The organism is Alysiella crassa DSM 2578 (assembly GCF_000745955.1).
GTDB lineage: Bacteria > Pseudomonadota > Gammaproteobacteria > Burkholderiales > Neisseriaceae > Simonsiella > Simonsiella crassa.
The window spans coordinates 1-13,788 of the sequence record NZ_JQKH01000067.1 but is presented as its reverse complement, the minus strand read 5'-3'; the positions used below and the strand labels follow the sequence as shown (position 1 = coordinate 13,788).

Below are 13,788 nucleotides of genomic sequence, written 5' to 3'. Positions count from 1 at the left end.
TATCATCATGAATATAGATTTTATTTAAGCAATATTTGCCATGACAATGCAGAATATTTTGCAAAAGGTATTATGCAACATTGGCAGATTGAAAATAAATTACATTGGGTAAAAGATGTTCAGTTAAATGAAGATAAGTCTTTTATTCGCAATAAGAATACCGCAGCTTGCTATTCGGTTCTAATGAGTTGGGCATTAAATATTGCACGATTTAATGGCTTCAATAAATGGAAAGATTGGTTGGCAAGATTTGCCAATCGGATTGACCGTATTGTGAAAATGATTTAGAACTTGGCAGGTCTGCACCCTAACCCTCCCCCACCAGACGGGGGAGGGGATAGGTTTGTGGCAAAATTAAAAATTATCCCACACCATCAGGCAGCCTGAAACCCTATCCCTTTTGCAAACCCTTTGATACAAAGGCAAATTATCATGAAAAAAATCTTACTTATCGCCACCTTTGCCACTTGCGGATTAACCGCTTGCGTGCCCAAAGTGGTGGAAAAATTACCCTATTACAAAATGCCTGTGGTACAAGGCACACCCTTGGACACTGAAGCCGTGTTGTCGCTGCAAACAGGCATGACCCGCGAACAAGTGGAATTGTTGATTGGCGCACCTCTGCTACGCCCTGCATTCCGCGACAATCAATGGGATTACAATTATCAAATCATGCGCGGCGGTAAAGTCAAAGAAGAACGCAATTTAAGCATTTATTTTAATGGCAATGTGGTTGCCAAAATCACAGGCAGCGCGTTGCAATATGCGCGTGAGCAAGCAAAACAGAAAGGTTTGTAACATCATGACACAGCAAATTAAAATCGCCATCGCTGGCGTAAACGGTCGCATGGGCAAAGTGTTGGTGGAAGCGGTAAACGCAAATCCCAACGCGGTTTTGGTCGGCGCATTGGAACACGCCAGCTCGCCTGTGTTGGGCTTGGACGCGGGCTATGCGGTGGGGCTGGACACGGGCGTGAAGATTACGGCGGATTTTCAGGCTGCCTTAAATCAGGCGGACGTGTTAATTGATTTTACGCGCCCTGAAGCGTCTTTGCCTTTGATTGAATTTTGTTCACAAAATCAAATTAAAATGGTCATCGGCACAACGGGTTACGATGACGCAGGTAAGGCGGCGATTCAGGCTGCCGCGCAAAAACACGCGATTGTGTTTGCGGCAAATTATAGTGTGGGCGTGAATTTAACTTTCCATATTTTAGACACAGTAGCGCGTGTGTTGAACGAAGGCTATGACATTGAAATCATTGAAGCCCACCACCGTCATAAGGTGGATGCGCCAAGCGGTACGGCTTTACGCATGGGCGAAGTGATTGCCAACGCTTTGGGGCGCGATTTGAAAGAATGCGCCGTGTATGGGCGCGAAGGACATACAGGTGCGAGAAATCCACAAACCATTGGTTTTGCTACCGTCCGTGCGGGCGATGTGGTGGGCGACCACACGGCATTGTTTGCCACCGATGGCGAGCGCGTGGAAATCACCCACAAAGCCAGTAGCCGTATGACTTTTGCAGCAGGGGCAGTACGCGCGGCGGTGTGGTTGCAAAATCACGACACAGGCTTGTTTGATATGCAAGATGTGTTGGGTTTGAAAAATTAATTTCATTCAGGCAGCCTGAAAGCGTGTTTTCAGGCTGCTTTTCAGTACAAGATGTTTTAATCACACCAAATTGTAGGGTGCGCCGTGCGCACCGATTTCAGCATAAAATTAAATTTTTGCATGGATTTGGTGCGCACGGCGCACCCTACGTTTATTGTTGTGTACATTCAGGCTGCCTGAAAATTTATTCCATGAAAGCTCATTATGTTTCGCAGTTTCTTTTTAAATAAAAAATGGTGGTTGTGGTCGCTGGGTGGTTCGGTGGTGATTTTGTTGGCGACTTGGTATCGGGTGCAGCTTGATGTGCAAATCAATGAATGGTTTGGCGAATTTTACGATACCATTCAAAATATTTTGAAAAAACCCAATAGCATGACTTTTCCCGAATTTCTGAAAATTTTGCTGAAATTTGCGCAAATTGCGGGCATTTTGATTATTGTGGCAGTATTATTGGAATTTTTTGGCAAACATTTTGTGTTTCGCTGGCGCACGGCAATGACAGAATATTATCAGACATACTGGCACAAAGTTCGCCATATTGAAGGTGCCTCCCAACGCATTCAGGAAGACACCATGCGTTTTGCCAAAATCATGGAAACGCTGGGCGTAAGTTTGCTGCAAGCCATTTTAACCTTGATGGCGTTTTTGCCGATTTTATGGGAATTGAGTAAAACGGTTACGCAAATGCCGTGGATTGGGCATGTGAATCATGCGCTGGTGTATTTGGCTTTGCTGTTTTCATTGGCTGGCACAGTAGTGTTAGCAGTGGTGGGGATTAAATTACCGGGTTTGGAATTTAATAATCAGAAAGTGGAAGCGGCGTATCGCAAAGAATTGGTTTTGGGAGAAGACGATGAAAATCGCGCCCAACCCCCTGTTTGGCGAGATTTATTTAACAATATTCGCAAAAACAATTATCGCCTGTATTGGCATTATATGTATTTTGATTTGGCGCGGTGGTCGTATTTGCAATTTGCGGTGATTGTGCCGTATATTGCGCTGGCACCGAGTTTGCTGGCGGGTTTGCTGACTTTGGGGACTTTGCAGCAAATTGTCCGTGCGTTTAATAAAGTGCAGGATTCGTTTCAATTTTTGGTGCAATCGTGGACGACTATTGTGGAATTATTGTCTATTTACAAACGCTTAAAAGGTTTTGAGCAGCAGATTAAGCAATCGTCTTCATCGTCAAATTAGAATGTGTTTTCAGGCTGCCTTTTCGCATACAAAAAGGCAGCCTGAAACTTATCGCCATAATTGTTCTTTTTGATTTTTCAACACTTTTTTCACAGCATATTCCATGCGACACGCTTGCGAACGCGTTAAACAACACGCAATCACGCGAAAATCCACCGCCCCACGCATTCGCGTATAACGCGCCCCTTTGCCTGATTGGTGTGCGGCAAATCGTGCCGCCGCGTCCAACGCCACGCCGCAATACAGCGAGCCATCAGCACAACGCACCAAATACACACACCATAATTTACCCATGTTCAGGCAGCCTGAAACGCAATTAAACTCAAAGACATCAACACCATACCCAAAACCAAACCATACACCGTCTCATGCCCATTCGCATAGCGTTTCGCCGCAGGCAATAATTCGTCCAAAGACAAAAATACCATCACCCCCGCAATCACGCCAAACACGCCACCAAACAAAGCAGGGGACAAAAACGGTTGCAATATCGAAAAACCCAATACCGCCCCCAAAGGCTCTGCCAAACCTGACACAAAACACGCCGCCAAAGTCAGCTTGCGGCTGCGCGTGGCAAAATACACAGGCGCAGCAATAGAAATACCTTCAGGAATATTGTGAATGGCAATCGCAAATGCAAGTGGCAAACCCACTGTAGGATTTTCCAGCGTAGCAAAAAAAGTCGCCAAACCTTCAGGTAAATTGTGCGCGGTAATTGCCGCAGCCGTCAGCATACCTAAACGAGCGATTTTGGCACGATTTTTTTCTTGAAATTGCGTGTCATTGGGATCGAGCGTTTCGTGTGGATTAGGGATAAGCTTGTCAATCAATACAGACAAAATCAGTCCTGCTAGAAATGCATAAGTTGCATAGGCAAAACCATTTTGTCCTATTTGATTGAATGAATCAGCAGATTTATTGAAAATTTCCGTTAACGACACATACACCATCGCTCCACCTGCAAATGCTAAACCAAATGCCAATATGCGCGGATTAGGCGTTTTTTGAAAAAATACCAATACACCACCCAGTGTAGTTGCTAAACCTGCCGCCAAAGTAATCATAAATGCAATCAATAAATTATAATTAGAAATCATTTTTGTATTTTATTCAAACCTATTAAAATTAAAACAGCAATTAGCTTAACATATTTTTATAAATAAGAATAGTTACCATCTAATTACTAACCCAGTAAAATTATACGGCTAAATGAATGTGCGTGATATGCCAGTTATCAAAGAATCTATTTTAGATTGTCTGAAATCAGGGAAAATTCATTCGGCACTTGTCGCGGAAAAGTAATCACGTTACCATTTCATTTTTTATGGAAACTGTTTCAGGCTGCCTTTTGGTACACGATAATTTAGCCAAAACCCAAAATGTAGGGTGCACCATGCGCACCAGATTTACCGAAATGTTTTAATGATTCAATTATTTCGGTGCGTAATACGCACCCTACATTGTTATTGTTTGTCATGCACTTTCAGGCTGCCTGAACATTTTAAATTTGAGAACACAAGATTATGATTAACGACATTCAAAAAACCGCCGAAAGCAAAATGCAACGCTCATTAGAAGTGTTGAACGAAAATTTGGCAAAAGTACGCACAGGTCGCGCCCACACAGGTTTGCTTGACCAAGTGGAAGTGGAATATTGGGGCAATATGGTGCCTGTGAGCCAAGCCGCCAGCTTGACTTTGATTGATTCGCGCACCATCGGCGTGAAACCTTTTGAAGCCAATATGGCAAGCAAAATTGAAAAAGCGATTCGTGATTCCAATTTGGGCTTAAACCCTGCTTCGGTGGGCGAGCTGATTCGCGTCCCCATGCCCATGCTGACGGAAGAACGCCGCAAAGATTTGATTAAAGTGGTGCGCGGCGAAGCAGAAGACGGTCGCGTGTCCATTCGCAATGTGCGCCGTGATGCCAACGACCACATCAAAAAATTATTGAAAGACAAAGAAGTTTCTGAAGACGAAGCCCGTCGTGGCGAAGAAGCGGTGCAAAAATTGACCGACAAATTCATCGCCGATATTGACAAAATGCTCGCCGCCAAAGAAGAAGATTTGATGGCAATTTAACATTTAATTGGTTAAAAAACACATAGGCAGCCTGAAAAATGCGTATTTGCTTTTCAGGCTGCATTTTTATTGTTAGAATATCTACTTTCATAACAACAAAATCATTTTACGGAGCAAACCATGAAAAAAGTATATTTAATGAGCGTGTTGGCAATGTTGAGCGCGAATGCGATGGCGGCAGGCAATTTCACAGGCGCAAGCGTGGGTTTGGACGTGGAGGCGGCGCGTTATCAAGACAAAATGGCGGGTTTGGACAGCAAGGCTTCGGGCAGCGCGATTTTGAAAGGCGATGTGGGCTTTGATTATGGCAATAATTTGGTGGGCATTTTGGAAACACGTGCCAAATTACACTCATCTAAAGTATTGAAAGAAAATAAAGATTTCTCAGGTAGCGCAAAACAAAAAGACAAATACACTTTGGGCTATGCACAGGGCTATCGTGTAACGTCTGATTTGTTGCCTTATGTGAAAGTGGAATATCAAAACAGCAAAGTGGCGTTTAGCGATTCTGAAGTGAGCGATAATTTTTCTAAACGTTTTAACGGTTTTGGTGTGGGCGTAGGCACGAAATATGCGATTACGTCTAATGTGGAAGCGGGCGCGGAATATGTGTACAGCCGCTTGAAAAAAGGCGATGATAAATTGTCGGGCAATGCGTTTAGTGTAGGCGTAGCGTATCGTTTTAAATAATATAACTTGGGATAGAAATAATTAAATATCCCATAAAAATAAAATACTTGCGTAGGGTGGGTGCTTGCACCTACGCGGTTTCAGGCAGCCTGAAAACGGTTTTTCAGGCTGCCTTAAATTTTTATTCGCGATGATACGGGTGATTGTGCAAAATGGACACGGCGCGATACAACTGTTCGGTCAGCAACACGCGCACCATGCCATGCGGTAAAGTCAAACTGGACAGGCGCATCATCAGCCGTGCGCGTTGTTTGAGCGTGTCGGTCATGCCGTCCGCGCCGCCGATGATAAAGCAAACATGTTCGCCGTTTTGCTGCCATTGGCGCAGATGTTCGGCTAATTCCACCGAAGTGGGGGCTTTACCGCGCTCGTCCAGTACCACCAAAAATGCGCCATCGGGGATATTTTCCACAATGCGTTTTTCTTCGGCAGCCATGCCTTGCGCGGCATTGACACCTGCGCCGCGTTTTTCGGGTTTGATTTCTTTGAGTGTGTAATGCACGTCTCGCCCGAAGCGTTTGGCGTATTCGTTTACCGCTTCATCTACCCAACGCGGCATTTTGGTGCCTACGGCTAATACGGTTATATTCATGATTTTATTATAATAATTTAATTAACAAAATTTCAGGCTGCCTGAAAGTACACGACAATTTTTTGGATTACCACCAATTTGTTCTCTCCCCCGCAAGCGGGAGAGGGGACAGGTTTCAGGCAGCTCAACTATTTTTATCGCGTACCGAAAGGTAGCCTGAAAAAATCCATCAAGCACACAACACCATCACCGCCGCATACACCGCCACCACCGCAATCAAACTGTCAATGCGGTCAAACACGCCACCATGCCCCGCCAATAATTGACTGCTGTCTTTCACGCCGCCTGCGCGTTTTAACCAACTTTCCAGCAAATCGCCGCCCACGCTCACCGCCACCAAAATCGTGGAAACCAACATCGTGCCAAACCAATTCATTTCAAAACCCAACCAGCCCCATTCTCGCGCCCAACACATATAAATCAGCACAATCAGCCAGCCACCCAACGCGCCTTCCCAACTTTTTTTCGGGCTAATCACAGACGCAAGCGGACGTTTACCCAATTTGCGCCCAATAAAATACGCGCCACTATCGGCAATCCACACCAGCACCAGCACCGCCAACAAAGCCCCAGCCGCTTCACCATCGGGGCGCAGCACCATCATGCCAAACCAAAACGGCAACATCAACACGCAGCCTACCAACATCGCCATCGTGCCTTTGGGTTGCCATTTTTGGCGCAACCAGATGGGCATCACCACCAACCAAAACGCCAATACCAACAACCACACAAATTTGGGCAATTGCCAATTCGCCACCCACGCCGTGAGCAAGAAAAATCCATTGCCCAACAAATAATCACGTTGCACCGCACGCGAAAAACCCACAATGCGACCATATTCCCACAACGCCAACATCGTCATCACGCCGCAAAACAGCCCCCAAATCGCGCCATTCGCCCAAAATAACATGCCTAACATTAAGGGCAATAACCACAACGCCGTTAAAACACGCTGCTTCAGCATTTTTATACCACCTTGTCTCAAAAAGTAAACAGTTTTTGTAAAGATAATGTAGGTTTCCGCAATTTTCAGGCAGCCTGAAAAAAGTTTCCCCTATAATCAAGATTCCATTATTTTACAGGAAAGGACGTTTAGATTCATGAAATTTTTGATAAAAATTATGCTGTTGTTTTACGTCTGTATTCAGACGGCATGGGCAGCGCAAATCGTGCTGGATGCTGGACACGGCGGCAGAGACCCCGGTGCCGTCCAAACCCTAAATGGTAAACGGTATATGGAGAAGGACATCGCTTTGGACATTACCAAGCACACGCAACGCGAATTAGTCGCACAGGGCTATGATGTTGCGATGACACGTACCAAAGATACTTACGAGAGTTTGGATAAACGCCGAGCGCAAAATATTTTTCAATGTGAAAAATTAGCCTTATCTATTCATGCTGATGCTCATACTAATCCTCATGCGAAAGGCGGTACAGTGTTGTATCATCCTTCAGCCAGCCACTCTCGCACAGCTGCCGAAGTATTTCGCAACGCCATTCAATCCAAACGCGTCGCACGTTCACAAAAAGTACGCGTGCTGCGTAATGGTAATCCTGAATGCGCCAGCGTATTGGTAGAAGTGGGCTTTATGAGCAACCCTGATGATTTGAAACAGTTGGCGAATCCGCAACATCGCCGCGTGTTGGGTAAGAAATTAGCCAGCGCAGCCGCGCAATATGTGGGCGCACCACGTAAATCATCTAAAAAAGCCGCGAAACCCGCTAAAGCCGCACCTGCCAAAACCAGCAACACGGCAGCCAAAGCCACAGCGTCATCGCGTGAAACCGCCCCTGTTGCGAAAGCGACTAAAGCTGTACTCACACCGCAAAATGTGAAAGTCGCCAACACAAAAGTGGCTCAAAACCAAAAAGATGTGAAAGATGTAAAAGCAGTCAAAGCAGTAAAAGATGTCAAAAAAGATGTGAAAGACGTTAAAAGCAAAAATGTTGTGAAAACAGAAGATAAATCAATCAAAAAGTCAGTAAAAGTATCCTAAAAGCAAAATGAAAGATTCGGGCAACCGAATCCTGTTGAAATGGTAAATATTGGAAATACTGAATGAAATGATGAGACTGTGAAGGGGACTGGTGGACGCACCAGTCCTTTTTCTTTGGGTGGGCGGTTTCAGGCTGCCTTACAAATACATGACAATTTTTACCAACACCTAAAATGTAGGGTGCGTACCACGCACCAAATCATGCAAATAACTTGAAATTTTGGTGCGTAATACGCACCCTACATGAGTTGTGTCGTGTACCATAAGGCAGCCTGAAAACCTCTTTTACCCCCTTTTTTCAAACTAAATTCCCCATTTTCCAGCCAAAATCTCGTTTACCAGCAAAGCAGTTATACAAAAATTAATGATTCAACCCCGCAGATTTAACAATTCACACAGCCATGTTAAGGAAACACAAAAGCAGGTTAAAGTGGTATTTGACACCTGTCCAAAACAAAAAAGTTTCGGCATAATTCACCTCATCGCAACACAGCAAACTTTTTAAACAACAATAAACTCTCTTGGAGATTATCATGAAAAAACAATTAGCCATCTTGATTTTGAGCAGCTTGATTCCCGCCGCCGCTATGGCAGCCGACAATTTCACAGGCGCGTCTGTGGGCGCGGAAGTGGAAACCACTAAATACAAAACAGGCAGCGTAAAAGGCGAACAAATGGGCGCAGGTAATTTGAAAGCCGATTATGGTTTCAATATGGGCGGCAACTTTGTGGGTGCGGTAGAAGCCAAAGCCAAAGTAAACAAAAATGACGCGTTTGAATTTTCTGGCGAACCCACCATTGAACAAAAAGACAAATACAGCGTAGGCTACACGCAAGGTTATCGCGTAACCAAAGATTTGATGCCTTATGCGAAAGCTGAATACATCAATTCTAAATTCCAAGACCCAGATTGGTCTGACCGCATGAACGGCTACGGCGTAGGCGTGGGCGCGAAATACAATGTGGCGCAAAACGTGGAATTTGGCGCGGAATACGTTCACAGCCGCTTGAAAGCCAAAGACTCTGATGGTTCAAAAGAGACTTTGAAAGGTAACACGGTAAGCGCAGGTATTTCTTATCGCTTCAAATAATTCATTGATTTGAAATAAACAGGCAGCCTGAAAATGAGTGAGAACTCGTTTTCAGGCTGCCTGTTTGTGATTTGGTGTGATTTTTTTTTAAATCATTCTTTTCTGTTTAACTGAATTGGCAGCCTGAAAAATCAATAGGCTAATCAATTCAATACCATTTTTCAGGCTGCCTAAACTTGACGAAAAGCCCCATTATCGGTATATTTCGCCACTTCAATACACGGCGAATTAGCTCAGTCGGTTAGAGCAGAGGAATCATAATCCTTGTGTCCGGGGTTCGAATCCCTGATTCGCCACCAAATTGAAAAAAGAGTTAGCTTTTTGGCTAACTCTTTTTTTATCTATATATGCCTATTAGGTAAGTATTTTCGGTATAATTCATGTCTTTCAGGCAGCCTGAAGATTGGCAAAGGAACCCAACATCATGTCGGACGCAAAAGTGCAATTTTATTTAAAATGCCAAGATTTAAATACAGAAGAAATTAAAACCTATGTATTTGACAACGATAAAGTTTTGCTGGAATTTGCGCAAAAAGCCTTACAAAATAAATTGGCTATTTTGAAACACGAAATCCGCTTTCACAATATTCATAAATGGTATGGCAGACGCGCTCATGACCCCGAAGCATTGACGTTTACCGCCGATGATTACGAAAATGCGCTGGATGGCGCACATTATTTAAAGCAAAATCCATAATTTATCCCGCATACTAAACAGGCAGCCTGAACCATTTTTCAGGCTGCCTTTTTTAATTTTGTTTTTAAAACAAATAGTTAAATTTATATTGCTAAAACCAATCACGCCATTGTGATAATTCATAAAAAATAGCTTTGCATATTGAGCGTTTTCACGTTATAGTTCGTCTTCATAAGGAAAAGCAATTGATTTTTTGAAATCCATAGTTTATAGCTAAAATCTTTTCCTTTTATTTTATTCAACTAAACACATACTTAATTTTTAAGGAAAAAGACCATGTCAGCAAATCACTCTGTAACAGGCTGCCCCGTACACGGTAGCGTCACTTCCGACCAACAAGGACCTATGGCTTGGTGGCCAAAAGCCCTGAACTTGGACATTTTGCACCAACACGACACCAAAGTGAACCCCTTGGGCAAAGACTTCAACTACGCCGAAGAATTGAAAAAATTGGACGTTGAAGCCCTGAAAAAAGACATCGCCGATATGTTGCGCGACAGCCAAGACTGGTGGCCTGCCGACCACGGCTACTACGGTGGTTTGATGGCGCGTATGGCATGGCACCAAGCAGGTTCTTACCGTGCCATGGACGGTCGCGGTGGTGGCAACACAGGCAACCAACGCTTTGCACCATTGAACTCTTGGCCCGATAACGCCAACTTGGACAAAGCACGCCGCTTGCTCTACCCCATCAAACAAAAATACGGCAACAAAATTTCTTGGGCTGACTTGATTCTGTTGGCAGGTACCATGGGTTATGAAGCTGCTGGTTTGAAAACCTACGGTTTCGCATTCGGTCGTGAAGACATTTGGCACCCTGAAAAAGACACTTACTGGGGTTCAGAAACCGAATGGTTGGCACCCACAGGTTCAAAAGGCAACCGTTGGAGCGGCGACCGCGAATTGGAAAACCCCTTGTCTGCCGTAATGATGGGCTTGATTTACATCAACCCAGAAGGCGTGGACGGCAACCCCGACCCCATCAAAACCGCACGCGATATGCGCATCACATTCAGCCGCATGGGTATGAATGACGAAGAAACCGTGGCATTGGTAGCAGGTGGTCATACCATAGGTAAACAACACGGTAACGGCAACGCCAAAGAAGTGGGCGCAGAACCCGAAGCGGCTGACATTGCCGACCAAGGTTTGGGCTGGAAAACCGATGACAAATCATTGGCAAAAATCACTTCTGGCATTGAAGGTGCATGGACAACCAACCCTGACCGTTGGGACAACGAATTCTTCAAATTGTTGTTCAAATACGAAGACAAATTTGAAATCGTTCGCTCACCTGCTGGCGCAAAACAATGGGAACCATCTGAAATGGACCCAGAAGACATGCCTGCCGACCAAAACGACCCAACAATCAAACGCAAAATCACCATGAACGATGGCGATATGGCTTTGATTAAAGACCCAGAATACCGCAAAATTTCAGAGCGTTTCCGCGATGACCAAGCGGCATTTGACGATGCCTTTGCGCGTGCATGGTTCAAATTGACCCACCGCGATATGGGTCCTAAATCTCGCTACCATGGTCCATTGGTGCCACAAGAAGATTTGATTTGGCAAGACCCAATCCCTGCACCCAAATATGTGCCAACCGAAGCCGAAATCAGCAGCCTGAAAGAAAAAATCTTGGCATCTGGTTTGAGCATTGGCGAGTTGGTGGCAACCGCATGGGATTCAGCGCGTACATTCCGTCAATCCGACTACCGTGGCGGTGCCAACGGTGCGCGTATCCGCTTAGCCCCACAAAAAGATTGGGAAGGCAACGAACCTGCTCGCTTGCAAAAAGCCTTGGCGGTTTACGAAAAATTGTCTGCTGAAACCAATGTGTCTGTGGCAGATTTGATTGTGTTGGGCGGTACGGCTGCCGTTGAAAAAGCGATTAAAGACGCTGGTTTCAACGTGAAAGTGCCTTTCGCAGCAGGTCGTGGCGATGCTTTGCAAGAGCAAACTGACGTTGAATCATTTGAATACTTGAAACCGATTCACGATGGTTTCCGCAACTACCAAGAAAAACACTACGAGCCAACCCCAGAAGAGTTGTTGCTTGACCGCGCACAATTATTGGGCTTGACTGCTGTTGAAATGACCGTTTTGGTGGGTGGCTTGCGCGTATTGGGCGCGAACCACGGCGACAGCAAACACGGCGTGTTTACCGACCGCGTAGGCGTTTTGACCACCGATTTCTTCCGCAATTTGGTGGACATGGGCAACAAGTGGGAACCCACTGGTCGCAACAGCTACAACATCGTAGACCGCAAATCTGGCGCAACCAAATTCACGGCAACCCGTGTGGACTTGGTGTTCGGTTCTAACTCCATCTTGCGTGCTTACGCTGAATTGTATGCACAAGATGACGCTGGCGAAAAATTCGCACAAGATTTCGCCAATGCTTGGGTTAAAGTGATGAACGCTGACCGCTATGATTTGAAAAAATAATCTGATTTAGATTGTTGAGATGAAAACCGCATTATCCTGAAATTTTTTGGGATAATGCGGTTTTTTTTGGGTTTTCAGGCTGCCTTACAGTACACGACACAATTCATGTAGGGTGCGTACCACGCACCAAATCATTCAAATAATTGAAATTTCGGTGCGTAATACGCACCCTACATGAATTGTGTCGTGTACTGAAAGGTAGCCTGAAATCAAATATTTCAGATTAAAACATCATATCATTTTATGTGTATACGATTGAACTGCGTGGGCAACGAGTTGCCCACCCTACGCTTACTGACATAATTTAATTTCCTTGTTGAACGTTTTGAACACATTTAAAAAATTGTTTGTCTTTAATATGGGTAGCTTCCCATATTTCAGAAGAAGGTATAGGAAAACAAGTGCGTTTCAGATTTGCGGTATCATCTTCCTTATATCTATCAATCTGATGAGATTTTTCTCCAACTGTAAGAATAGGAATATCTTCATTTTTTATATCTCTATCAATCAGTACCTTATCACAAGTATCTAAGGCAATATATTTCTTCTGAAGCCCCCAACCCCAACTATTCCATGACATAGAATTTTGACTTAAAACATAACTCCCCCAACCTCGTTTACGCCACTCGTCTGTAATTAAACCCATACGGATATCTTCTGGTAATTGATTAAACGCTTCTCCCGATATCACATGACAACAATCTTTCGGAAAATAATAAGAAAAACCAGTAAATGGCATAAAAAAATTGCTCCTGAAATCAAATTCTTTATTTTTGTAAGCATTTGGTACATATACATTAGATACGAACCGAATGTCATAATTAAAAATGGCTTTAGATGCTTCTTGAGTCAAACGTTCACTCATCGTCAAAGCTGGATATTTTGTTACATCACAACTTTCTTCATCTGAACACAGGGGTTCACCAGCTTTATAGGCATCCGTTGGGCGTGTGGCATTGGCAATCTGCTCAAAATGACCAACCATTGCTCGGGAAACCAATTCTGCTTCACTTAATTTGCGATTTTCTGCAACACAAATGCCTTGCATATTTTTGGCAACATCCTCATGTGAAATCAATTGAAATGGCGAAAAGAAAATTTCATATTTTTGCCGCAATAGTATTGTACTGATGACACCAATACAGCATAAAAAAATAAAAAGTATTAAGAACTTGGATTTAGTAAGTGTAGGGTAGTTGCTCGCACCCACACGTTTTGTATTTTCTCGTATTTTATCGTTTTTCACTCACATTCCCTTTCAGGCTGCCTTTCAGTACACGACAAAAAAAGTACAATAAAAAAAGAAGTCCGCATCAATTCAGTGGTATCGTATTAATTTTCTCACGACTAATCCAATATGACTGAATTGAGCGAACT

16 protein-coding genes and 1 tRNA gene are annotated in these 13,788 nt (G+C 44.1%); 11 read left to right on the top strand and 6 right to left on the bottom strand.

The window, feature by feature from the left end; translation table 11 throughout:
• From Q338_RS09540 to Q338_RS09525, 4 genes are all read left to right on the top strand, one after another.
• Nucleotides 1-288 (top strand): ISAs1 family transposase (locus Q338_RS09540; protein ID WP_034294699.1); only part of this gene is annotated, 288 nt, incomplete at its 5' end.
• Nucleotides 289-432: 144 nt separating this feature from the next.
• Complete coding sequence (locus Q338_RS09535) at nucleotides 433-798, top strand: outer membrane protein assembly factor BamE (RefSeq protein WP_034294696.1); 366 nt, start codon at nucleotides 433-435, stop codon at nucleotides 796-798.
• Between the two features lie 4 nt (nucleotides 799-802).
• A complete protein-coding gene (dapB, locus tag Q338_RS09530) occupies nucleotides 803-1,615 on the top strand; it encodes a 4-hydroxy-tetrahydrodipicolinate reductase (protein WP_034294694.1) in 813 nt (270 codons plus the stop codon).
• A 204-nt stretch (nucleotides 1,616-1,819) separates the two neighbouring features.
• Nucleotides 1,820-2,809 (top strand): putative transporter, encoded by a 990-nt coding sequence (locus tag Q338_RS09525; RefSeq protein ID WP_051968586.1) that lies wholly within the window; start codon nucleotides 1,820-1,822, stop codon nucleotides 2,807-2,809.
• A 48-nt stretch (nucleotides 2,810-2,857) separates the two neighbouring features.
• On the opposite strand, the gene Q338_RS09520 is transcribed toward Q338_RS09525, so the two are convergent.
• Both Q338_RS09520 and zupT read right to left on the bottom strand, forming a co-directional pair.
• The gene (locus tag Q338_RS09520; RefSeq protein WP_244773428.1) at nucleotides 2,858-3,103 is read right to left on the bottom strand and encodes a GIY-YIG nuclease family protein; all 246 of its coding nucleotides are present in this window, start codon (nucleotides 3,101-3,103) and stop codon (nucleotides 2,858-2,860) included.
• A gap of 2 nt (nucleotides 3,104-3,105) precedes the next feature.
• Nucleotides 3,106-3,906: a zinc transporter ZupT gene (zupT, locus tag Q338_RS09515; RefSeq protein ID WP_034294690.1), complete on the bottom strand. Its 801-nt coding sequence runs from the start codon at nucleotides 3,904-3,906 to the stop codon at nucleotides 3,106-3,108.
• Between the two features lie 426 nt (nucleotides 3,907-4,332).
• On the opposite strand from zupT, the gene frr reads away from it, so the two are divergent.
• Entirely contained in the window at nucleotides 4,333-4,890 is a 558-nt protein-coding gene (frr, locus tag Q338_RS09510; RefSeq protein ID WP_034294688.1) for a ribosome recycling factor, read from the top strand.
• A gap of 120 nt (nucleotides 4,891-5,010) precedes the next feature.
• Nucleotides 5,011-5,580 carry a porin family protein gene (locus tag Q338_RS09505; protein WP_034294686.1) on the top strand — a complete coding sequence of 190 codons (570 nt, stop codon included), beginning with the start codon at nucleotides 5,011-5,013 and terminating at the stop codon, nucleotides 5,578-5,580.
• Nucleotides 5,581-5,701: 121 nt separating this feature from the next.
• Here Q338_RS09505 and rlmH read toward each other — a convergent pair whose 3' ends face one another.
• Nucleotides 5,702-6,172, bottom strand: a complete 471-nt coding sequence (gene rlmH / locus Q338_RS09500) for a 23S rRNA (pseudouridine(1915)-N(3))-methyltransferase RlmH (RefSeq protein WP_034294684.1) — start codon at nucleotides 6,170-6,172, stop codon at nucleotides 5,702-5,704.
• 169 nt (nucleotides 6,173-6,341) lie between these two features.
• Nucleotides 6,342-7,136, bottom strand: a complete 795-nt coding sequence (locus tag Q338_RS09495) for a phosphatidate cytidylyltransferase (RefSeq protein ID WP_034294682.1) — start codon at nucleotides 7,134-7,136, stop codon at nucleotides 6,342-6,344.
• 136 nt (nucleotides 7,137-7,272) lie between these two features.
• Between Q338_RS09495 and Q338_RS09490 the strand changes: the two genes are divergently transcribed.
• The 4 genes from Q338_RS09490 (at nucleotide 7,273) to Q338_RS09475 (ending at nucleotide 9,960) form a co-directional block, all read left to right on the top strand.
• Nucleotides 7,273-8,172, top strand: a complete 900-nt coding sequence (locus tag Q338_RS09490; RefSeq protein ID WP_034294680.1) for an N-acetylmuramoyl-L-alanine amidase family protein — start codon at nucleotides 7,273-7,275, stop codon at nucleotides 8,170-8,172.
• Between the two features lie 533 nt (nucleotides 8,173-8,705).
• Nucleotides 8,706-9,263, top strand: a complete 558-nt coding sequence (locus Q338_RS09485) for a porin family protein (RefSeq protein WP_034294678.1) — start codon at nucleotides 8,706-8,708, stop codon at nucleotides 9,261-9,263.
• Nucleotides 9,264-9,485: 222 nt separating this feature from the next.
• Nucleotides 9,486-9,562 (top strand) — tRNA-Met (locus tag Q338_RS09480).
• A 125-nt stretch (nucleotides 9,563-9,687) separates the two neighbouring features.
• On the top strand, nucleotides 9,688-9,960 hold the full coding sequence (locus Q338_RS09475; RefSeq protein WP_034294675.1) for a hypothetical protein: 273 nt from the start codon (nucleotides 9,688-9,690) through the stop codon (nucleotides 9,958-9,960).
• Here the strand turns inward: Q338_RS09475 and Q338_RS14555 are convergent.
• Complete coding sequence (locus tag Q338_RS14555) at nucleotides 9,943-10,083, bottom strand: hypothetical protein (RefSeq protein ID WP_156961068.1); 141 nt, start codon at nucleotides 10,081-10,083, stop codon at nucleotides 9,943-9,945. The two genes, Q338_RS09475 and Q338_RS14555, sit on opposite strands and share 18 nt — an antisense overlap.
• Before the next feature lie 153 nt (nucleotides 10,084-10,236).
• Between Q338_RS14555 and katG the strand changes: the two genes are divergently transcribed.
• Nucleotides 10,237-12,411: a catalase/peroxidase HPI gene (gene katG, locus Q338_RS09470; protein ID WP_034294672.1), complete on the top strand. Its 2,175-nt coding sequence runs from the start codon at nucleotides 10,237-10,239 to the stop codon at nucleotides 12,409-12,411.
• A 304-nt stretch (nucleotides 12,412-12,715) separates the two neighbouring features.
• On the opposite strand, the gene Q338_RS09465 is transcribed toward katG, so the two are convergent.
• The gene (locus tag Q338_RS09465; protein WP_034294670.1) at nucleotides 12,716-13,657 is read right to left on the bottom strand and encodes a hypothetical protein; all 942 of its coding nucleotides are present in this window, start codon (nucleotides 13,655-13,657) and stop codon (nucleotides 12,716-12,718) included.
• Nucleotides 13,658-13,788 lie beyond the last annotated feature (131 nt).